The following is a 19304-nucleotide window of genomic DNA, read 5'->3' on the forward strand; positions in this document are numbered from 1 at the left end:
GGCACAATCGGCCGGTGGATCTGCCCTTGCTGCTGACTGCCGTCGAACGTGAAGAAGACGACACGGCGCTCGAACTCCTGTATGACGCCACCGCGGACGACCTGGCCGGCGATGATGCCGTGGCACTGCTGGCCGCTGCCGCGAGGGCCGGACGCCAGAGGATCGTGGACCATCTGGTCGTCCGGGACGTGGATGTGACCCGTCCCTGGGGCGGCGGCGTGGACCCCGTGACCTGGGCGGCGGAGAACGGCCGGTACTTGGTGCTGCAAGCCCTGTTGTCCCGCAGCCGCGACCCACTGAGCAGCGACAGCCCGCACCGGCGGGCGCTGCGCATCGCACAGGAAGCGCTCGCGTCCGGGGTGGGGGCCACGAGCGAGCCGCCGCCCGCACACCGGGCGGTCATCACCGATCTGGAAGCCGAACTGGGCTTCCACCGCTCGCCGGACGAGCTGATGGCCCGCGCCCTCGTGCATGCCGACCCCGACCACGACGACTGGTTCGCCTCGGTCTTCCACCTGGGGTGCCGGACCGGCCGGGAGACCTTCGACTGGGCCATGGAAGCCGCCCAGGACGCATCCGACATCGACCGCAGGCGCTTCGGGCTCGACACGATGGTGCACCTGGCGATCGCGTTCAGCCTCGACGCGGACCAGGAGTACGACGCCGAACTCCCCTTCGCCCGCGAGGCGGAGGACTTCCTGAGCCCGCTGCTGCACAGTGAGCAGGACCCGCGCACCCTCGCCCTCGCCATCGCCGCCTTCACCTCCTACTCCTCCGGCGACACGGTCGCGGCGATCCTGCCCCACGCCCACCACCCGGACCCGCGCGTCCGGGCGGTCGTCTCCACGTTCCTCCACACCAATACCGCTACCGCCAAGCACGAGGAAGCCCTCGCGGCCCTGATGCACCTGACCGACGACTCCACACCGACGATCCGGACGAACGCGCTCAGCAGACTCGCCACATCCTCCCTCGACACCCCGGAACTGCGCGCCGTCCTCGCCGCCCACCTGGCAGACCCGCACTTCGACGCCAGGCTCGAAGCCGCCGCCGGACTCGCCCTTCGCGACGACGAACGCGGCCCGGCGGCCCTCAACAGGATCCGCTCCGGCATCAAGAACATGAACAGCCCTGGCTGGGGCCGCCTCTCCGACATCCACCACCTGCTGCGCCTGCGCGCCGAAGCAGTCGAAACAACGGCTCCGGACCGCTGACGACTTGTCACCGGCCACGATCGAGAGCGGGGCGTCCGCGCGCCGCAGTTCCCGTGCGATCCTGGGCCGGCGCTGCGCCGCGTCCCCCCTCATACGGGTGCTCCGCGCTCCGCCGGGGCGTCGGCGGGCGCGCACTCGAACCAGACGAACTTGCCGACCCCGCCCGCCCTGGGGCAGCACCCCCAGCGCGCGGAGAGCGCGCCGACCAGCAGCAACCCCCGCCCCGCCTCCTCGTCCGCTGCCGCTCTCGGCCGTACCACCGGCCGCTGCGGGCTCGCGTCGTGCACCTCGGCCCGCAGCCGGCCACCGGTCACGCAGAACCGCACCTTGATCAGACGCCCGGACGGCACCCGGGCATGCTCCACGGCGTTGGTCACCAGCTCGCTGAGCAGCAACTCCGCGACGTCGGCGTATTGTTCACCGCCCGCCGTCCGGCCCAGGAACGCCCGCAACTGCCGCCGGGCAGCCCCCGGCGCCCGCCGGTGACGCGGCAGCCAGAAGACGTACTCGTCCTCCTTGTCGTCGAGTGCGGACGTCCGGTCGAGAGTGTCGGTCATGGCGGGGCCACCTCCGGGGTGAGAGCTACCGGGTCGCGCTCTGCGGAGCGCACGGGGTGAACACCCGGCGCGCGTGCTCACGCAAAGCGAGCGAACAGTTTCGTTCTGCTCCTAAGCATCGGCCCCCGCAGGTAGCGTGAGGAGTGATCAAGGAGTGCCAAGGGCTCACGTCACAACGGGGGTTGGCTGTGCCACGTCCAAAGCCGAAGACGGGTTCGACCGTCAGTTCCGCCGTCCTGTTCGGTGGCGAGTTCCGCGACGCACGCGAGACGGCCGGCTACTCGCAGGCCGAACTGGCCAAACTCCTGCACTGCGACCGGACCCTCGTCACCCGCATCGAGAACGGCGGCCGCGTCCCGCAGGAGGACTTCGTCGCCTCCTGCGACGAAGTTCTGGGGACGGGCGGCGTGCTCACCCGGATCTGGAGGAAGGTTGACTGGTACGCCGAGGTCGAACATCCGGACTGGTTCCAGCGGTTCGCCGACATGGAGGCGGAGGCGGTGGCGATCCGCGCCTACCAGGTGTCACGGATCTACGGCCTGCTTCAGACCGAGGACTACGCGCGGGCGCTGTTCGCGCGGGGTGCGGCGGCCGGGAACCCCGAACTCATCGAGGAGCGGGTAGCGGCCCGCATGAGTCGCCAGCACCGCTTCCTGGCCGTCGACGGACCGCTGCTGGTGGTGGTGCTCGACGAGAGCGCGATCCGCTGGACCGTGGGTGGGCCGGAGGTCATGCGCCGCCAGTTGCAGCACCTGTTGGAGGTGGGCAGGCGGCCGAACACCGTCATCCAGGTGGCGCCTTTCGGGCTCGGCGACCTACTGAGGCGCCCGGTCACCTCGATGTCGCTGGTCAGGCTGCCTGATGGCGCAGAGTGGGTCTACTCGGAGAGCCTGGACCGAGGACATTTCAGCGAAGATCCAGCAGTGCTCGCCCGGCACTCACGAACCTATGATGTGCTGCGGGCTGACGTACTCTCAGCTCGTGAGTCAGCTGCTTTGATCACCGGTGCGATGGAGGGGTACGACCATGACGATTCTCGATCTCGGCGCGGCAGCCTGGCGCAAGAGCAGCTTCAGCGGGGACAACGGCGGCGAGTGCATCGAGGTGGCCCCCGGATTCCCGGGCCTCGTCCCCGTACGTGACTCCAAGAACCCCGACGGTCCGGCCCTGGTGTTCCCGGCCGCCGCCTGGCAGGCGTTCGTGACGGGCGTCCGCGCGGGCGACTTCCCCGCCGACTGCTGACCGGACTGGCCGGCCTGACCGTCATCCGTCGCCGAGGCCCCGACACGCGCCTTCAGCGGTGCTTGACCTGGAGTGTGGTCCAGCACCTAGCGTCTCCTGCATGACGACACCTCAGCACAAGATCGGATCGGGCTTCGGTGTCCGGAGCACCGCGTATGACGTCCTGAGCGGGATCGACCTGTCCGGCCGCACGGCGATCGTCACCGGTGGCTACTCGGGGATCGGGTTGGAGACGACCCGCGCGCTGGCGGCCGCCGGAGCGCGGGTCGTGGTGCCCGCCCGGCGACGGGCGGTCGCGCAGGAGGCGGTGGAGGGGATCGACGGCGTCGAGACGGACGACCTCGACCTGTCCGACCTCGAAAGCGTCCGCGGATTCGCCGAACGGTTCGTGGCCTCGGGGCGCAAGGCCGACATCGTGATCAACAGCGCTGGGATCATGGCCTGCCCCGAGACGCGGGTCGGCCCGGGGTGGGAGGCGCAGTTCGCCACCAACCACCTCGGTCACTACGCGCTGGTCAACCGTCTCTGGCCGGCCATCGCGCGTGGCGCGCGCGTGGTCGCCGTGTCCTCCGCCGGCCACGGGATCACCGGCGTGCGCTGGGACGACGTGCAGTTCGAGCACGGCTACGACAGGTGGCAGGCGTACGGGCAGGCGAAGACGGCGAACGTGCTGTTCGCCGCGCGGCTCGACGTGCTCGGCCGTGAGGCCGGAGTCAGGGCGTTCGCGGTGCATCCGGGCAGCATCCTCACCCCCTTGCAGCGTCATCTCGCGAAGGAGGAGATGGTGGACGCGGGCTGGATCGACGAGCACGGCAAGCCGGCCGACCCCTCCTTCAAGACGCCCGAGCAGGGTGCGGCGACGCAGGTGTGGGCCGCGACCTCCCCCCGGCTGGCGGGCATGGGCGGCGTGTACTGCGAGGACTGCGACATCGCCGAGCCGGTCGCCGCCGGTACCAAGGGCGGTGTGCACGCACACGCGATCGACCCCGAGCAGGCTGTGCGCCTGTGGGCCCTGTCGGCCGACCTCACGGGCGTCGACGCCTTCGCGGCGGCACCCTGAGGGCGTTGCCGACGGCCGGTCCGGCCGTACCGGTCTCGGGACGGGGTCGCAGTCGCGGCCCCGCCCGGCCCGGGCGCTGCCTGCCGCAGGGGGGTCATGGATTCGGCGGGGGCCTACAGATATCGTCTGACTATTGAATTCCGCTGTGGACACTCCCCAGAGTGACTGCGGAACTACCCTCCCAGTCAGAACGAGACCTCTATGGCGCCCGCCGCACTGCAGCCGACACAAGAATCCGGATTGCCGCAGCAGTCCTCGGACGTGCCGACCACCGAGCCGGCCAGGCCACGGCGGGCGGCACGCCTCTACGCCCTCGACGGGTTGCGCCTGGTCGCGGCGCTGAGCGTGGTGTCGTTCCACTGGACGGCCGACGCGGGGGTGCCGGAGATCTGGGGCGGCAGGGTCCCGGCCGACTTCATGCCGAGGATCTCCGGCGTCACGTCGTACGGCTGGCTCGGCGTGCAGCTGTTCTTCCTGATCAGCGGGTTCGTCATCTGCATGAGCTGCTGGGGGCGGACCGCCGGCGACTTCTTCCTCTCCCGGGTCATCCGGATCTTCCCCGCGTACTGGGCGGCCATTCTGCTGACCGCGGCAGTCCTGCTGCTGACTCCTTCTCTCGGCCGCCCGGGAGCCCGCATCATCGAACTCAAGATGGTCCTGGCGAACTTCACCATGTTCCCCGGCCAACTGGGGTTCCTGTACGTGGACGGCGTCTACTGGACGCTCTGGATGGAACTGCAGTTCTACCTGCTGTTCGCCATCGTCGTGGCCAAGGGCCTGACCTACCGGCGTGCCGTCGCCTTCTGCGGAATCTGGACGGTGGCCGGGCTGCTGGCCCCCGAGACGGGCATCCCGCTCCTCAAGACGCTGATGATGCCCGACCAGTCGCCGTACTTCATCGCCGGTGTGGCGATGTTCCTGATGTACCGGTTCGGTCCGAACCTGCTGCTCTGGGGAATCGTCGGCTTCAGCTGGCTGCTCGCGATCACCCGGATCGACCGGATCAAGCCGGTCTACGACGACGCCAGCGGCCACACGCTCTCCTGGTCCGTCGTCGCGGTCGTCGTGACCCTCTGCTTCCTCCTGATCATCGGGGTGGCGCTCGGCGCCTTCAACTGGGTCCGCTGGAAGGGCCTCACGATCGCCGGTGCCCTCACCTACCCGCTGTACCTGATCCACCAGGAAGCCGGCTGGACCTTCATCCACTGGCTGCGAGCCCACGGCTTCTGGTCGGGAACCGCACTCGCCCTCGCCCTCGCCGCGGCGCTGATCTCCGCCTGGCTGCTGCACCGCCTGGTCGAACGCCCGCTCAGCAACGTCATGAAGAACGGTCTGAAGAAGTCCCTCGCCGCCATGCGCGCAGCCTCCGACGGCCCGCGCGCGCAGTAGCGTCGCCGCCTAGGGCGTCGGGTCGCAGCGGCGGCACTGCTTGTAGGCGCGGCCGCCCTTGGGGCCGGTGCGCTCGGCCATCCAGGTGCGGGTGGCCTCGGTGGTGAGGGGTTCGAAGGTGAGGAGCCAGCCGGGCTGGAACTCCCAGTCCGGGCGGTGCACGTCCCGGTGGGCGAAGGCGGCCAGTGCCTGGGCGTACTCGGGGGAGCCGGTGGCGGGCTGGGCGTAGCCGGCGGGGATGCTGCGGCGGGTGACCGGGCAGCGGGTGGTGTGGACGGAGCTCTTGCCGACGGTGAAGGGGTACTCGGCGGGACGCTGGGCACGGTCCCAGCGGGCGTGGGAGGCGGCGAGGGCCTGGTCGAAGGCGTCCTGCTGCCGTGCGCAGTCCGTGCAGGTGCCGTCCGGCCCGCACCGGTCGGTCACGGGTGTGACGGGCTCGTAGAGGTGGGCCTCGCACTCGACGTACGCGACCCGGACGGCGGTGGCGATCCCGCGGTGCGCCTGGTCGGCGGTGACGGTGCCGGCTGCGATGGCCGACAGCAGGTCCAGGACGGCGGGCACCTCGATGTCGAACCGGGCGCCGTCCAGCATCGGGCGCTCCCGGCCCGGCCCGGGGTAGGTCATGTCGAAGTTGAGGCCGACCTCGGGCAGCGTGACGTGGCCGACCGTCAGATCGACGTGGACCTGCTGCGGCATGGGCGTCCTTCCTCCCGGGAGACGTCGAGTCGTGGACGACCCTAGCGACCGGTCCGGGCCCGGGCCGGGGAATGACGCGAAGTCCCACCCGTACGGGGAGAATCGGGGCATGCTGAGAATCGGAACGGTGGTCCTGGGCGCCCAGGACGTGCGGCGCGCGGCGGAGTTCTGGCAGCGGGCGCTGGGGTACGTACCGCGCGACGGCGGGATCGCGGACGACTGGGTGGTGCTGGTCCCCGTCGACGGACCGGGCACCCCGATCGCGCTCGGCCGGAGCACGACGCCGGTGCAGGAGCACCCGAGGGTCCACCTCGACCTGTACGCGGACGACGCCGCGGAGCAGGCCGCCGAGGTGGACCGCCTGGTCGCTCTCGGCGCGGAGCGGGTGGACTGGGACAGCTACCCCGAGGACCCGGACTTCGTCGTCCTCGCCGACCCGGAGGGCAACCGCTTCTGCGTCATCGACGCCACCCACGGCTGAGGTCGGTGGTGAGTGGTCGGCTACTTACTGACGTGGGGGATGGGCGGGGCCGGCGTCAGTAGTGCGTGATGCCCGCGGACAGCGTGCGCGTCCAGGGGGCGTCCACCTCGTCGGCCCCCATGGAGACGATGAGATGGCAGAGCATGCCGAGCGCGAAGAACTCCTGGACCTGCTGCTCCGTTCCGCCGGAGGCGCCTCGGACGTACTCCACCAGCCGGGCGTAGCCCTGGCGGACGGTCTCCCGCACGGCCGGCTCGGAGACGGCTGCGGCCTGGGCGTGCAGCTGGATCAGCATCAGGGCGTTGTCGCTGATCAGCCGTGCGTAGGCATCCCCCATGGCGTCCAGGACGATCTCGGCGGAGCTGCCCTTCGCCTCGGCCACCGCACGCTCCAGGCCGGCCCGGACCTGTACGAAGCAGTGCTCGACCACCGCGGTGAACAGCAGCTCCTTGCTCGGGAACAAGCGGTAGACGTACGCCTGCGAGATGCCGGCCGCCTTCGCCACCTCGCTCGTGGTGGTGCCCCAGTAGCCGCGCGCCGCGAAGGCGCCGATGGCGGTGCGCAGTACCGTCTCGCGGCGCTCCTCGGCGGTGGACAGCCGACGGGGTCGTTCGCTCTTCATGTGAGTACTCAATCGCTCACACTCTTTCCTGTCAACGCGGTCGCGCGGACGGCTCGCTCCGGTCGCGCCGCCCTCAGACGTGCTCCATCACGATCACCGCTGTGGTGTCCGGCGCGAGGGCGCGGAAGATGTGCGGGGCGTCGCCGGGGTAGGCGATGTAGTCGCCGGGCGCGAGCTCGACCGGGTCCTCGGCCGGGCCGACCAGGGCGCGGCCGGTGCTGAGCAGGAGGTGCTCGGTGGTGCCGGGCATGTGCGGATCCGAGGTGCGGGCGTCGCCGGGTTCGGCCTCGATGCGGTAGATGTCGCGCCGGGCGTTCGGCGGGCAGGAGGCCAGCAGGGTGGCGGAGTAGTCGGCGTGCTCGGAGCGGGTGACGGGGCCCTCGCCGGCGCGGATGACCCGTACGTTGGCGCGCGGCGGGTCGACCAGGCGGCTGAACGGGACGCCGAGGGCGACGCCGAGGGCCCAGAGGGTCTCGACGCTGGGGTTGCCGGCGCCTGATTCGAGCTGGGAGAGCGTGGACTTGGCGATGCCGGCCCGCTTGGCGAGTTCGGTCATCGACATGCCGGTGCGTTCGCGTTCGCGGCGGATCGAGACCGCGATCAGGGCGATCGGGTTGTGGGGCGTGCTGCCGCCCCCGGTCGCCGGAGAGCCGTCGGCCATCGTTCGCTCCAGAAGTTGTGCCGTTCGACTTGACGAACAGCCTCGCCATTTCGTTCACTCTAGTGGACGAGCGTTCGCCATCGCGAACACCAGCAAGGGACGTGGCCGCATGAGCGTGCAGCAGGACACGGAGACGCAGGCGCACCGCAGGTCGGCCGACACCAGAGCGGTCGTCCGTGACTCGCTCGGCATCGGCCTCACCGTCGGAGCCTCCGGCCTGGCCTTCGGTGTCGCCGGGAGCGCCGCCCACCTCAGCGTGTGGCAGACCTGCGCACTGAGCCTGCTGGTGTTCACCGGCGCCTCGCAGTTCGCCCTGGTCAGCGCACTCGCCGCCGGCGCGGCCCTGCCGGCGGCCGTCCTCGGCGCGCTGTTCCTGGGCGCCCGCAACGCGTTCTACGGGCTGCGCCTCGGGCCCCGGCTCGACTTCCCCCGGCTGCTGCGCCCGCTCGCCGCGCACTTCATGATCGACGAGACCGCCGCCGTCGCCCTCACCCGGGCCGACCGCCGCACCGCCCGGCTCGGCTACGCCGTCACCGCGGCGAGCCTCTTCGCGACCTGGAACCTCTGCACCCTGGCCGGCGCCCTCGGGGCCGACGCCCTCGGCGACCCGGCCGCGTACGGGCTGGACGCGGCCGGGCCCGCGGTGTTCCTGGCACTGCTCGCCCCGCGCCTGCGGGAGGGGCCGACCGAACTGAAGGTGGCCGGTGCCGGCGCCGTGCTGGCCCTGGCCGCCACCGTCGCGCTGCCGACCGGCGTGCCGGTGCTGCTCTCCATCGCCGCCGTACCGCTGGTGCTGGCCGCCACCCGCCGCAAGGAGGACGCCCGATGACCGTCTGGACCGCCATCGGCGCCACCGCCCTGGGCTGCTACCTGCTCAAGCTGCTCGGCCTCAGCATCCCGGCCGGCCTGCTGGAGCGCCCCGGCGTGCGGCGCTACGCGGCGCTCATCCCGGTCGCCCTGCTGGCCGCCCTGACCGCCCTGCAGACCTTCGGCCACGGCGGCGGGCTCACACTGGACGCCCGCGCCCTCGGCCTGGCCGCAGCCGGGCTCGCGGTCTGGCGCCGGGCGCCGTTCCTGCTGGTCGTCGCCATCGCGGTGGTGGTCACCGCGCTGGCCCGACTGGCGGGCTGAGCCGGTCCGGTGCGGATGCGGCGGCGGTGTCCGCAGGCCGGACGGCCGCCGGGACCAGGGCGGCGGCCAACAGCGGGAAGCCGATCGTCAGACCGTACGTCAGGCCGAAGCCGCCGGCCCCGATGACGTGCGCGGCCAGCGGCGGTACGCAGACCGCCACCGCGTTCTGCACGGTGGTGTGCACCCCCAGCGCCCGGCCCGCCCAGCCGGTACCCGCGTACTCGGCGACGGCCGTGAAGGACAGGCCGTTGGTGCTGACCGTCACCACCCCGGCGACCGCCAGGGCCACCGTCGCCGCGCGCGAGCCGGTCAGCACACTGACCGTCAGCGCTGCCAGCACGGCGGCGGTGACCAGGGCGAGGACGCGCATCGGGCCCGTCCGACTGCCGGCCAGGTCCGACCAGCGGCCGGAGGCGAGCCGGGCGCCGGCCCCGCCGACCTGGACGCAGGCCAGCAGCACCCCGGCCGCCGCCGGCTCCCAGCCCCGCTCGTCCACCAGCAGCACCAGCGCGAACGTCCCCACCGCGAACTGCGGCACCACCAGCAGCGTTGCCGTCGCGTGCAGCCGCCACAACACCGGTGTCCGGTACGGCGAACCGGACACCGGTGCGGTCGTGCCCGCCGCCCGCGCGGGGTCGCGCACGGCGACCGCCACCAGGGCGGCCGCCGCCAGACTCAGCACGCCGAGCACGGCGAGGGCGGTGCCCCGGCCGTGGGCGGCCGTCCGGGGCAGCAGGACGGCGGCGACCGCGATGCCCAGCGGCAGCGCGGTCTGCCGCAGGCCCATCGCCAACCCCCGTTCGCGGGCCGGGAACCAGCCCAGGACGAGCCGCCCGCTGGAGGCGTGCGCCGAGGCGCCGGCCGCGCCCGCCAGCACGAAGCAGGCGCCCAGCGCGAGCGTCCCGTGCACCGTCGTCGCGAGCAGCAGCACCACCCCGGCCAGCCCCAGGCCGCTCGCCAGCACCCACCGCTCGCCCCAGCGGTCGGCCGCCGCGCCCCAGGCGGCGAGGGTCAGCACCAGCCCGGCGGTCGGACAGGCCGCCAGCATCCCGGCCCCGCTCAGCGACAGCCCCTCGTCCCGCAGCGCCGGGATCAGGTACGGCAGCCCGAACTGGAACGCGCACCCGGCCGTCACCGCCAGCATCCCCACCGCGAGTACCAGCCACCGCCGCCCGTCGGCCGCCTCGGCCCCGCCGTCCGCCACGCTCATCGCACCCCTCCGGTCCGCACGCCGTGCCCCCGGACACCCAACCGGAGTCCGGCGGCCCGTGGGGCGGCCGTCCGCCGGGCGGGACGGTCAGCCGGAGGCGCTGTCCGAGCGGAAGTCGCGTGCGGTCTGCCGGTGCGCACTGCGCGGGGCGCTCGGGTCGGACGACGGGTCAGCCGGAGGCGGCGTCCCGGAGGAAGGACGCGTGCGGTGTGCCGGGGGCGAGTTCGCGGGCCGCCAGCCAGGCGGCGGCCATCGCGGTGTCACCGGCCGGCCGGACGGGCAGGTGCGCACCGCGCAGGGCGGCGGTCAGCGCCTCGTGCACCGGGCCGGGGGAGGCGGCGACGGACCCGGCCAGCACCACCGGCCCCGGCGGGACGCCGGGCGTCGGCAGGGCCGAGTGCACGAGTGCCGCGAGGTGCGCAGCCGCCCGGGAGACGATCCGCGCCGCGGCCGGCTCACCGGCCTCGGCGGCGCGGCCGACCAGCGGGGCGAGGGTGGCCGGCGCGGTCGACGGTGCGTCGTGGACCGCCCGCAACAGGCCCGCGACCGCCTCGGCCGGGGAGCCCGTCGAGGCTCCCAACTCGGCGAGCACGGCGGCCGACAGGCCGCTCGGCCGGCCGCTCTCCAGGGCGTCCAGGGTGTGCCGGGCGGCCTCCAGGCCGAGCCAGAACCCGGAGCCCTCGTCGCCGAGCAGCCACCCCCGGCCGCCGCGCACGGCGGTCGCCCGGTGCTGCTCGACCCGGCAGGCGACGGCGCCGGTACCGGCGATCAGCACCACGCCGTCGGGCTCGCCCGTCCCGGCCGCGAAGGCCACCTCCGCGTCCGGCCGCAGCACCAGCCGCAGGGTGGCGGGGGCGGCCCGGCCGGCTGCCTCGCGGCACTGCGCGGTGAAGGCCGCCCGGGCCGCGCCGGTGGCGAACCGGCGGTACCCGGCCAGGCCGATCACGCCCACCGCGACCCGCGCCGGGTCGTACCCGCCGACCGCTTCCCGGACGGCGGCGCCGATCCGCTCGGCCGCCCGCGTACTGCCCTGCGCCTGCGGATTGCCGCCGCCGGCCCGGGCGGCGCCGAGACGCCGGCCCGTCAGGTCGGTCAGCGCGGCCCGGATGCCGGTGCCGCCCACGTCCAGGCCGAGCACCAGCGGGGCGTCACTCCCGGACACCGGCGTGCTCCTCGTCCCCGTCCGCCCCCGGGTGGACGCCGAGTTCGGCCAGCAACCGGGCCCGCAGCCGCCGGAACGCGGGGCTGTCCCGGTCCGTGGCCGGGTCGAGGGTGCGGTCGATGGTGAGGTCGAGGGAGAACCGGCCCCGGGTGAGCACCAGCACGCGGTCGGCGAGCAGCAGTGCTTCGTCCACGTCGTGGGTGACCAGCAGGACGGCCGGGCGGTGCCGCTCGCACAGCCGCCGCAGCAGCACGTGCATGCGGATCCGGGTCAGTGCGTCGAGCGCGCCGAACGGCTCGTCCAGCAGGAGCAGTGCGGGTTCCCGGACCAGTGCCCGGGCGAGTGCGGCGCGCTGCGCCTCGCCGCCGGACAGGGTGGCGGGCCAGGAGTTCTCCTTCGCGGCGAGGCCGACCTCGGCGAGCGCCTCGCGGCCGAGCCGGCGCCGCTCGGCGCGGCCGCCGCCGAGCCCGAGCGTCACGTTGTCGAGCGTGCGGGCCCAGGGCAGCAGCCGGGCGTCCTGGAACACCACGGCCCGCCGCTCGGGGACGTCCACCGTGCCGGTGCCTCCGGCGTCGTGGTCGAGGCGGGCGACGGCGCGCAGCAGCGTGGACTTGCCGGAGCCGCTGTGTCCGAGCAGGGCGACGAACTCGCCGGGCGCGATGTCGAGGTCCACCGCGTCCAGCACCGCCCGGTCGTCGAAGACCCGGGTGAGGCCGCCGACCCGGACGGCAGGAGCGGCGGGGGCGGTTGCCGTGGGGGCGCCGGGTGCGGCGGTGGTCAGGCGAGGGTGCGGCGCCATGAGAGGACGCGTCCTTCCAGCAGGCGGACGAGGGTGTCGGAGAGCAGGCCGAGCAGGCCGTAGACGACCAGGCCGACGACGATCACGTCGGTGCGGCCGAAGGTGCGGGCCTCGGTCATCAGGTAGCCGATCCCGCTGTCCGCGTTGATCTGCTCGCTGACCACCAGGACCAGCCAGGAGATCGTGACGGACATCCGCAGACCGGTGAAGAAGCCGGGGGCGGCGCCGGGCAGCGCGATCCGGGTCAGGTACGACCAGCGGCCCAGCCGGACGGTCTGCGCCAGCTCCGCCCACTGGGCGTCCAGGCCGGTGAGGGCGGCGTGGGTGTTGAGGTAGACCGGGAAGAAGGTGCCCAGCGCGACCAGGATGATCTTCACCTGCTCGCCGATGCCGAACCAGAGGATCGCCAGCGGTACGAGCGCCAGGATCGGCAGCGCCCGCAGCAGCTGCACCGTGCCGTCCAGCAGTGCCTCGCCGGTCCGGCTGAGGCCGGCCGCGAGCGCGAGCAGCAGGCCCGCGCCCACCCCGAAGGCCAGCCCGGCGGACGCCCGGCGCAGCGAGACGAGCAGGTGGTGCTGGAGTTCGCCGTCGGCCAGCAGGTGCCAGCCGGTGGCGGCGACCTCCCCGGGCGGGGCGAGGGTCTGCGGGTCGAGCGCGCCGGCGGAGGCGGCGAGCTGCCAGACGCCGAGCACCAGCAGCGGGCCGAGGGCCCGCGCGAACGGCACCCGGCGGGCCCGCTGCCCGACCGGTCGCCGGGCCCTGGCCTTGGCCGAAGGTCGGTCAGGGGCAATGGTCGAGGTCATCAAATGTCCTTGGCTTCATGGGATTCGGGGGCGGGGCCGAGATCGGCGTCGGGGCTGTGCCCGGAGCCGGGGCCGGAGCCGGGGCTGTGCTCCGGGCCGGTGAGCCGGCGGACGGCCGCCCAGGGCAGCCCGCCGGCCGCCCGCAGCGCCGCCCTGGCCTCCTCGGTGCCGGCGCCCGTGGTCAGGGCCACCAGCGCGGTCGCCGTCTCACCGCCGCTCGCGCGCAGCGCCCGCCCGGCGTCGTCGGCGCTCACCCCGCAGGCCTCCACCAGCGTGCGGACGGCCCGCCGGTGCAGCTTCTCGTTGCAGGCCGACGCGGCGACCATCAGGTTCGACCAGGTGCGCCCGCTGCGCACCATCAGGGCGGTGGAGAACATGTTGAGCGCGAGCTTCTGCGCGGTGCCGGCCTTCATCCGGGTCGAGCCGGTGACCACCTCGGGCCCGGTGTCCAGGGCGATGTGCAGGTCGGCACGGCCCGCCAGCGGGGCGGCCGGGTCGCCGGAGACCAGCGCGGTGACGGCGCCCGCCGCCCGGGCCCGGGCGAGGGCCGCACCCACGTACGGCGTCCGGCCGCTCGCGGTGATCCCGATCGCCAGGTCCCCGGCGCGGACGTCGGCGGCGTCGGCGCCGTCCGCGCGGTCCTCCGCCGCCTCGTCGGCCGCCCGGCCGGCCCGCTCACCGCCGGCCAGGTGCGGACAGACCGTCTCCGGCCCGGCCCCGTACGTCGGCAGCAGCTCCACCGCGTCGGCGAGGGCGGCCCGGCCGGAGGCGCCGGCCCCGAAGTAGTGGATCCGCCCGCCCCCGGCGAGGGCGGCGAGCCCGGCCTCCACCAGCGCCTCGATCCCGGGCAGCGCGGCGGCCACCGCGCCGGGCACGGTCGCGTCCTCGCGGTTGATCAGGGCCAGCAGTTCGGCGGTGCCGAGCCGGTCGATTCCCGCGCTGGCCGGATTGCGCCGCTCGGACGGCGGCAGCGCGCCGGCGGGGTCGTCCGAGGCATGGTCCGCCGGGCGGTCCACGGGGGCGCCCACCGGCTCGTCCGCCGGCTCGGGGGTTCGGTTCACAGGTGTTCCTTCGGGGTGTGCGGGCGGGGCCCGGCGGCGGGGGTCAGCCGCCGCCGTGGAGGTTCAGCCGCCGTAGAGGTTCAGGCTCCACAGTGAGTACCCGTACGAGGTGCCGCGAGCGCTGCCCAGCAGCCGCACGTACCGGGCACTCCCGGTGAGCGGGCCGATCAGCTCGACGCCGCCGGCCCCGGTGGTGGTCGAGTGGAGGGTCGTCCAGGTGCTGCCGTCGGTGGAGCCCTGGAGGCTGTAGGCCGTGCCGTACGCGGTCTCCCAGACCAGCCGGGCGCCGGTCAGCGACCGGACGGCGCCGAGATCCAGGCTCAGCCACTGCGCGTCCGAGTACTGGCTGCCCCAGCGGGTCGTCGGGTCGCCGTCCACGGTCATCGGGGCCTCGCGCCCGGCGACGTTCACGGAGGAGGCGGTGGCGGTGGCGCCGCGGGCGAGGTCGGTCCGGCGGTCCGCGCCGGAGCCCGTCCAGTCCAGGAACGCGCGGGTCTGCGCCAGCCAGCCCTGGCCGGCGGCCGCCGCCTGGCAGGCCGGGTCGCAGACGGTGGTGTTGGAGCCGCCCCAGACCACCGCGCCGCCGAGCCCGAGGTCGTGCAGGGTGGCGAGCTGGTAGGACCACTGGGCGGCCGGGACGAAGCCCAGCGAGAGCGAGTCGGGCGACGAACCCTGGTGGTACTGCGGCCAGATGTACGGGTACACCGGGACTCCGGTTGCGATCGCCGCGGCGGTGGCCAGGTTGCCGGTGAGGGTGGTGCTCCAGGTCGTCTCGTTCGCCGAGAACGTGTAGGCGGAGGGGAAGAAGGCGGCGGGCCCGTCCTGCTGGATCAGCTGCTGGTACAGCGGGCGATACGCGGCGGAGGTGTTGCCGAGCAGCCCGTACCAGCCGATCGTCTGGCCCGGGGCGGCCACCTTCCGTGCCCAGGACTGGAGTTGGGAGAGCCGGGCCAGGTGGTCGGCGGCGTTGGCGGCCGTCCCGTTGAGGTAGAGGCTCTCGCAGTCGAGCACCAGTGGCGCGGACGGGTCGACGTTCGCCGCCGACACGATCGCCTCCCACTGCGCCTCGCCGGGCAGGGCGCCGCCCGCGACCAGCGGCGTGCAGGTGTAGTTGGGCACCAGGTTGGAGCGCACGGCGCCGTGGCCGACGCCCGCCGGGGCCGAGGTGTACGCGGTGTTGTCGTAGAGCGTGAAGCCGGTCGCGGAGCCGGCGGTGGCTGCTGCGGAGACCGCGGTGGCGGCGCCGGCCGGCAGGCCGACGGCCGCCGGGGCGCCGACGGCGAAGCAGACGATCAGCCCGGCCAGGGCGGTGCGGAGACGGGACACGGAGGACTCCTTCGGGAGCGGGCGGGCAGGGCGGAGCACGCCGTCGCGGGCAACGGCCCGCGGCGGCGTCATCGGACGGGAAGGTCAGGGGCGGCTGCCCCCGGGGGCGCGCAGGGTGCGGGAGCGGACGGCCTCGTGGGCGCGCTCCAGGTCCTCCAGGGTCTGCTGGTGCGAGCGCTGGGCGAGCGCGACGTACAGACAGTCCACGACGGTGAGCTGGGCCGTCCGGGAGGCTGTGCCGCCACTGCGGAAGGTGGTCTCCCGGGCGGAGGTGACCAGCACGATGTCGGCCTGCCCGGCGGCCGGCGAGGCCGGGTTGCTGGTGACGGCGGCCGTGACCGCGCCCGCCGCCCGGGCCTGCGCCAGGAAGTCCACCACCTCGCGGGCCCGGCCGGAGTGACTGACCACCAGGGCGAGATCGCCCGGCCGGAGCAGCGCGGCGCTCATCAGCGCCGCGTGCACGTCCGTCCAGACGGTGGCCCAGTGGCCGAGACGCAGCAGTTTGTGCGCGGCGTCCTGCGCGGCCAGGGCGCTGGAGCCCAGGCCGAACAGTTCCGTCCGGCGGGCCGCGCCGACCGCGTCGGCCAGCGCCGCCAGCGCCGTCAGGTCCAGGTGGGCGGCGGTCTCCTCGGCGGCCCGGGCGTCCGAGTAGCCGACCTTCCGGACGAGCTGTTCGAGGGTGTCGTCCGGGCCGATGTCACCGCCGAGCGCGAGGTCGGCCCGGCTGTCGGCGCGCAGCCGTTCGGCCTCGGCCGCCAGGCCCAGGCGCAGTTGGGCGTACCCGCGCAGGTCCAGCGAGCGGCAGAACCGGTGGACGGTGGTCTCGGAGGTGTCCGCGGCCTGGGCCAGCGCCGTGATGGTGCACTCGGCGGCGGCGCCCGGGTCGCGCAGCACCAGGTCGGCGATGGTGCGTTCGGCCCGCGGCAGACTGTCGCGCCGCGTGCGGATCCGCATCAGCAGGTCGTCACCCATGGTGGTCCTCCTTCTCCGGCTCCGCCGCGACCGGGTCGGCGAACTGCCGCCGGGTCAGACGGAGCAGTTCCTCGTCCAGGCCCTCGCCGGGGAAGAGGCAGCACTCGCCCCGCCCGGCGCGCAGGCTACCGCGCAGCGCGGCCGCGTACTGCGCGGCGCCGACCGGCGGCCCCCAGTCCGCGCCGCGCGCGTGCACCGGGTCGGACGTCACCTGGACCATCGGGACGACCGGCCGGCCGGTGTGCTCCCGGGCCTCGGCGGCGGCCTCGGCGGGGAAGCCGGGCGGGCGGTGCAGGATCGCGTGGTAGCTCATCACCAGCAGTGCGTCGAAGAGCCGGCCCAGGGCCGCGGTGTCCTGGCCGAGCAGCGCCCGGCGCTGCTCCTCGGGCGCGGGCACCAGGAAGGCGCCGAGCCACAGGCCGGGGCGGACGGCCCGGACGGCGGCGGTGACGGCCGCCGCCGCCCCGGTGATGACGGCCGCGCGGTAGTCGTGCCACTCGGGCCGGTGGTGGTCGTCGATCCAGCGGGCGGCGGCCGGTGCGTCGCCGCGGTCGGGCAGCCGCAGGCCGGTGTGCTGCTCGAAGCCGGCCAGGGTGAGCGGGTCGTAGGAGCCGGCCCGGGGCAGTGCCCCGGGGCGCAGCTCCAGCTCCCAGTGCAGCGGCCAGCGCAGGAAGTCGAGGGCCAGCCCGTCGAGGTCGGGCGAGGCGGCCAGTTCGGCGCAGTGCCGTACGAGGGCCCGGTTGTGGGCGTGGTGGGTGGGGATCAGCCCGTCGTACCACTCCATCCGCCGCCAGGTACGGCCCTCGTCGTCCACCGGGCGCAACTCGTCGGCGTACCGGGCCGACGGCCCGTCACCGGCGCGGAAGCACGGGACGCTGCCGACGACCCGCAGCCCGGCGGCGCGGGCGGCGGCGGCGAAGCCGGGCGTGACGGCGGCCGCCTTGGTGACGACGGTGTCGAGACCGGCGTCGGCGAGCGCGCCGAGCCACTGCGGGCTCCGGCCGGCCGGGTCGAGCAGATAGGCCGCTCGCATGGTGCTCACCTCCTGGGGTCGAGGGTGAGCCTAGAGTGCGCGGATCGGACTTGGAAAGAAAGTTCCGAACATTTCACGCGGTTGCAACAAAGCCGTGAATGCTCCTCAAAACACCTTCTGAACTGGGGTTTTACTTCCCTTGACGATTGCGGTGACCGGTTGACACCGGTGCGCCGGTGGGATGAATCTTGCCGCCACACCGTAAGTAATTTACCAACCAGCTCAGAACGAGGAGCCCCCGTGCCCGCCGCCGGACCCCGCCCCGCCCGCCTCGCCGCCGCCCTCGCCGTCCTCGCACTCGCCGCCCCCGTGCTGACCGCCTGCGGCAGCACGGGGGCAGCGGGGGACGCGGCCCCCGCGAGTGCGGCGACGGCTGCGCTGCCCACCGCCGTACCCGCCGGCACCGAGCTGCGGGTCGGCGACCAGAACGACCTGCTGCAGACCCTGCTGAGCGCCTCCGGCCAGGACAAGGACCTGCCGTACAAGCTGACCTACGGCAAGTTCCAGGGCGGCCCGGCCATCCTGGAGGCCTTCCGCGGCGGCTCGCTCGACGTCGGCATCGTCGCCGAGACCCCGGCGATCTTCGCGCAGGCCGCCAAGCAGGACGTCAAGGTGGTCGGCGTCGTCCAGTCCAGCAAGGACGCCGTCCACCTCGTCACCTCGCCCGGCAGCACCGCCCAGAAGGTCGCCGACCTGAAGGGCAAGAAGATCGCCTACACCCAGGGCACCACCTTCCAGCCCGCCCTGCTGAAGGCCCTGAAGAACGCCGGGCTCACCCCGGCCGACGTCACCCTGGTCAACCTCACCCCGCTGGACACCCCCGCCGCGCTCGCCTCCGGCCAGGTCGACGCCGGAGTGGTGACCGAACCGCTCGGCACCAAGTACCTGGTCGCCAACAAGGACAAGGGCGCGCACGAGCTGGCCGACGACAAGGGCCTCAACAGCGGCCTGCAGTTCCTGGTCGCCCCTGGCGCCGCGCTGCGCGACGAGGCCCGCACCGCCGCGCTGCGCGACCTGTCGGCCCGCTTCACCAGGGCCGAACTCTGGCTGGCCGGGCACCAGCAGGAGTGGGTGCAGGCCTACTTCGTCGGCGTCCAGAAGCTGCCCCAGGAGGTCGGCGAGGCGGTGGTCGCCAACAACGGCAAGCCCACCGTCCCCGACTACGCCACCGCCGTCGCCCAGCAGCAGCAGGTCGCCGACCTGCTCGCCGAGGCGCACGCGATCCCCGAGAAGCTGGACGTCTCGGCCGAGTTCGACACCCGCTTCGACGCCGTCCAGCAGGCCGCGAGGAACGCGGGCTGACGGGCGGCCGGCCGCTACGCCCCTTCGCCCTCGACGAGGCGGGCCGGGAAGCCGCCGGTGGCGAGCGGGCCCCAGCGGCGCGGGGTGATCCGGATCAGGGACTTGCCCTGCTTGAGCATCGCCGCGCGGTACTCGTCCCAGTCGGGGTGCTCGCCGGCGATGTTGCGGTAGTACTCGACCAGCGGTTCGAGGGCCTCGGGGAGGTCGACGACCTCCGCGTCCCCGTCGATCTGCACCCACGGGCCGTTCCAGTCGTCGGACAGGACGACGATGCTCACCGCCGTGTCCCGGCGGGCGTTGCGGACTTTGGCGCGCTCCGGGTAGGTCGACACGACGATGCGGCCCGAATCGTCGACGCCGCAGGTCAGCGGGGAGGCCTGCGGAGCGCCGTCGGTGCGGCGGGTGATCAGGATCGCGCGGTGGCGGGGGCGGACGAAGTCCAGCAACCCGGCCAGTTCCACAGGGGTGTTCGAGGCGATGGAGGGGCTCATGGGGCCCAGCCTAGGCCGCGCCGGCCGCCACCGGCCCCCGACGTGACGGCGTCCGCCGCAGAGGCCGGCCGGACGGGTGTGCGGACCCTGTC

The 19304-nt window shown here is 74.0% G+C and carries 22 protein-coding genes; 9 read left to right on the top strand and 13 right to left on the bottom strand.

From position 1 onward, the window contains the following. Positions 1–14: 14 nt before the first annotated feature. Complete coding sequence (locus ACFUK0_RS17325; RefSeq protein ID WP_380250926.1) at positions 15–1214, top strand: HEAT repeat domain-containing protein; 1200 nt, start codon at positions 15–17, stop codon at positions 1212–1214. Between the two features lie 89 nt (positions 1215–1303). On the opposite strand, the gene ACFUK0_RS17330 is transcribed toward ACFUK0_RS17325, so the two are convergent. Further along, entirely contained in the window at positions 1304–1771 is a 468-nt protein-coding gene (locus ACFUK0_RS17330; RefSeq protein ID WP_380250928.1) for an ATP-binding protein, read from the bottom strand. A 182-nt stretch (positions 1772–1953) separates the two neighbouring features. On the opposite strand from ACFUK0_RS17330, the gene ACFUK0_RS17335 reads away from it, so the two are divergent. The 4 genes from ACFUK0_RS17335 to ACFUK0_RS17350 all read left to right on the top strand — a co-directional run bounded on the left by ACFUK0_RS17335 (position 1954) and on the right by ACFUK0_RS17350 (position 5462). Beyond that, the gene (locus ACFUK0_RS17335) at positions 1954–2913 is read left to right on the top strand and encodes a Scr1 family TA system antitoxin-like transcriptional regulator (protein ID WP_380250970.1); all 960 of its coding nucleotides are present in this window, start codon (positions 1954–1956) and stop codon (positions 2911–2913) included. Next, positions 2876–3013: a DUF397 domain-containing protein gene (locus tag ACFUK0_RS17340; protein WP_380250930.1), complete on the top strand. Its 138-nt coding sequence runs from the start codon at positions 2876–2878 to the stop codon at positions 3011–3013. The genes ACFUK0_RS17335 and ACFUK0_RS17340 overlap by 38 nt, the downstream gene beginning before the upstream one ends. A gap of 100 nt (positions 3014–3113) precedes the next feature. Continuing rightward, positions 3114–4073 carry an SDR family NAD(P)-dependent oxidoreductase gene (locus ACFUK0_RS17345; RefSeq protein WP_380250932.1) on the top strand — a complete coding sequence of 320 codons (960 nt, stop codon included), beginning with the start codon at positions 3114–3116 and terminating at the stop codon, positions 4071–4073. A 240-nt stretch (positions 4074–4313) separates the two neighbouring features. Continuing rightward, positions 4314–5462 carry an acyltransferase family protein gene (locus ACFUK0_RS17350; protein WP_380250934.1) on the top strand — a complete coding sequence of 383 codons (1149 nt, stop codon included), beginning with the start codon at positions 4314–4316 and terminating at the stop codon, positions 5460–5462. A 9-nt stretch (positions 5463–5471) separates the two neighbouring features. On the opposite strand, the gene ACFUK0_RS17355 is transcribed toward ACFUK0_RS17350, so the two are convergent. Beyond that, the gene (locus tag ACFUK0_RS17355; protein ID WP_380250936.1) at positions 5472–6158 is read right to left on the bottom strand and encodes a hypothetical protein; all 687 of its coding nucleotides are present in this window, start codon (positions 6156–6158) and stop codon (positions 5472–5474) included. Positions 6159–6267: 109 nt separating this feature from the next. Between ACFUK0_RS17355 and ACFUK0_RS17360 the strand changes: the two genes are divergently transcribed. Further along, complete coding sequence (locus tag ACFUK0_RS17360; protein ID WP_380250938.1) at positions 6268–6639, top strand: VOC family protein; 372 nt, start codon at positions 6268–6270, stop codon at positions 6637–6639. A 55-nt stretch (positions 6640–6694) separates the two neighbouring features. On the opposite strand, the gene ACFUK0_RS17365 is transcribed toward ACFUK0_RS17360, so the two are convergent. Continuing rightward, a complete protein-coding gene (locus tag ACFUK0_RS17365; RefSeq protein WP_380250940.1) occupies positions 6695–7261 on the bottom strand; it encodes a TetR/AcrR family transcriptional regulator in 567 nt (188 codons plus the stop codon). A 73-nt stretch (positions 7262–7334) separates the two neighbouring features. Then, positions 7335–7922, bottom strand: coding sequence for a helix-turn-helix domain-containing protein (locus tag ACFUK0_RS17370; RefSeq protein WP_380250942.1), 588 nt, complete (start codon positions 7920–7922; stop codon positions 7335–7337). 109 nt (positions 7923–8031) lie between these two features. Between ACFUK0_RS17370 and ACFUK0_RS17375 the strand changes: the two genes are divergently transcribed. Together ACFUK0_RS17375 and ACFUK0_RS17380 are read left to right on the top strand one after the other, a co-directional pair. Then, positions 8032–8751 (top strand): AzlC family ABC transporter permease, encoded by a 720-nt coding sequence (locus ACFUK0_RS17375; RefSeq protein WP_380250944.1) that lies wholly within the window; start codon positions 8032–8034, stop codon positions 8749–8751. Continuing rightward, a complete protein-coding gene (locus tag ACFUK0_RS17380; RefSeq protein WP_380250946.1) occupies positions 8748–9053 on the top strand; it encodes an AzlD domain-containing protein in 306 nt (101 codons plus the stop codon). Before ACFUK0_RS17375 ends, ACFUK0_RS17380 begins: the two co-directional genes overlap by 4 nt. On the opposite strand, the gene ACFUK0_RS17385 is transcribed toward ACFUK0_RS17380, so the two are convergent. The 8 genes from ACFUK0_RS17385 to ACFUK0_RS17420 all read right to left on the bottom strand — a co-directional run bounded on the left by ACFUK0_RS17385 (position 9025) and on the right by ACFUK0_RS17420 (position 17419). Continuing rightward, positions 9025–10263, bottom strand: coding sequence for an MFS transporter (locus ACFUK0_RS17385; protein ID WP_380250948.1), 1239 nt, complete (start codon positions 10261–10263; stop codon positions 9025–9027). The genes ACFUK0_RS17380 and ACFUK0_RS17385 overlap by 29 nt on opposite strands. A 169-nt stretch (positions 10264–10432) precedes the next feature. Continuing rightward, positions 10433–11425 carry an N-acetylglucosamine kinase gene (locus ACFUK0_RS17390; RefSeq protein ID WP_380250950.1) on the bottom strand — a complete coding sequence of 331 codons (993 nt, stop codon included), beginning with the start codon at positions 11423–11425 and terminating at the stop codon, positions 10433–10435. Beyond that, on the bottom strand, positions 11412–12224 hold the full coding sequence (locus ACFUK0_RS17395; RefSeq protein WP_380250952.1) for an ABC transporter ATP-binding protein: 813 nt from the start codon (positions 12222–12224) through the stop codon (positions 11412–11414). The genes ACFUK0_RS17390 and ACFUK0_RS17395 overlap by 14 nt, the downstream gene beginning before the upstream one ends. After that, positions 12203–13027: an ABC transporter permease gene (locus ACFUK0_RS17400; RefSeq protein ID WP_380250954.1), complete on the bottom strand. Its 825-nt coding sequence runs from the start codon at positions 13025–13027 to the stop codon at positions 12203–12205. The genes ACFUK0_RS17395 and ACFUK0_RS17400 overlap by 22 nt, the downstream gene beginning before the upstream one ends. Further along, positions 13027–14088 (bottom strand): N-acetylmuramic acid 6-phosphate etherase, encoded by a 1062-nt coding sequence (locus ACFUK0_RS17405; protein WP_380250956.1) that lies wholly within the window; start codon positions 14086–14088, stop codon positions 13027–13029. The genes ACFUK0_RS17400 and ACFUK0_RS17405 overlap by 1 nt, the downstream gene beginning before the upstream one ends. 63 nt (positions 14089–14151) lie before the next feature. Further along, complete coding sequence (locus ACFUK0_RS17410) at positions 14152–15414, bottom strand: discoidin domain-containing protein (protein ID WP_380250958.1); 1263 nt, start codon at positions 15412–15414, stop codon at positions 14152–14154. An 84-nt stretch (positions 15415–15498) separates the two neighbouring features. After that, positions 15499–16386, bottom strand: a complete 888-nt coding sequence (locus ACFUK0_RS17415) for a MurR/RpiR family transcriptional regulator (RefSeq protein WP_380250960.1) — start codon at positions 16384–16386, stop codon at positions 15499–15501. Continuing rightward, entirely contained in the window at positions 16379–17419 is a 1041-nt protein-coding gene (locus ACFUK0_RS17420; protein WP_380250962.1) for a hypothetical protein, read from the bottom strand. The genes ACFUK0_RS17415 and ACFUK0_RS17420 overlap by 8 nt, the downstream gene beginning before the upstream one ends. A 240-nt stretch (positions 17420–17659) precedes the next feature. Between ACFUK0_RS17420 and ACFUK0_RS17425 the strand changes: the two genes are divergently transcribed. Continuing rightward, a complete protein-coding gene (locus ACFUK0_RS17425) occupies positions 17660–18721 on the top strand; it encodes an ABC transporter substrate-binding protein (RefSeq protein ID WP_380250964.1) in 1062 nt (353 codons plus the stop codon). Positions 18722–18735: 14 nt separating this feature from the next. Here ACFUK0_RS17425 and ACFUK0_RS17430 read toward each other — a convergent pair whose 3' ends face one another. Further along, the gene (locus tag ACFUK0_RS17430) at positions 18736–19212 is read right to left on the bottom strand and encodes a PPOX class F420-dependent oxidoreductase (RefSeq protein ID WP_380250966.1); all 477 of its coding nucleotides are present in this window, start codon (positions 19210–19212) and stop codon (positions 18736–18738) included. Positions 19213–19304 lie beyond the last annotated feature (92 nt).

It is taken from the genome of Kitasatospora sp. NPDC057223, assembly GCF_042669755.1.
Classification (GTDB): Bacteria; Actinomycetota; Actinomycetes; order Streptomycetales; family Streptomycetaceae; genus Kitasatospora.